The 649-nt window shown below is 60.6% G+C and carries 2 rRNA genes; both read right to left on the minus strand.

The features are described 5' to 3' along the window. Nucleotides 1-95 (minus strand): 23S ribosomal RNA (locus tag F8566_RS49555); the annotation flags it as partial. Nucleotides 96-532: 437 nt separating this feature from the next. Next, nucleotides 533-649 (minus strand): 16S ribosomal RNA (locus F8566_RS49560); the annotation flags it as partial.

Here is a 649-nt window from a genome sequence, read left to right on the forward strand (position 1 = left end):
TGGTTGCCGACTCCCCGAGGCATATCGCAGGCTCCCACGTCCTTCATCGGCTCCTGATGCCAAGGCATCCACCGTATGCCCTTAAAAACTTGAACACACAAAACGATCAAACAAATCGCAACAGAGAACAAGAAACAAAAGTCTCTTGTTCAGAGATGCTCGCGTCCACTGTGCAGTTCTCAAAAAACAACCGGGCCCACCAGCCCACCACCCTCAATCCGAGAGCGCAGGTCTGGTCCCGCAATCCAGAAGAAACAACCCAGCCCCCTCCCACCAACCCAACGGGCCGGCGTTCAGGGGCTGAAGGGCCCGTTTCCTCAGGACCCAACAGCGTGTCCAACTCTTCACCCGCCCGACACCGCCGTTCCCACTCCCCTCACGGGGCGGTACTTGCCGGCTCACACGAGCCAAGAGCTGAGTAGCCAGTGCTCCACATCTATGAGCAGCCACCCGGCAGACGTTCGCTACCGACAGTGGCCACCGACCCGGTCACCTGCCGAAGCAGGGTGTCCGAGCCAGAGCTGCTCCTTAGAAAGGAGGTGATCCAGCCGCACCTTCCGGTACGGCTACCTTGTTACGACTTCGTCCCAATCGCCGGCCCCACCTTCGACCGCTCCCTCCCTTGCGGGTTGGGCCACGGGCTTCGGGT

This window comes from Actinomadura rudentiformis, from assembly GCF_008923185.1.
GTDB classification, from domain to species: domain Bacteria; phylum Actinomycetota; class Actinomycetes; order Streptosporangiales; family Streptosporangiaceae; genus Spirillospora; species Spirillospora rudentiformis.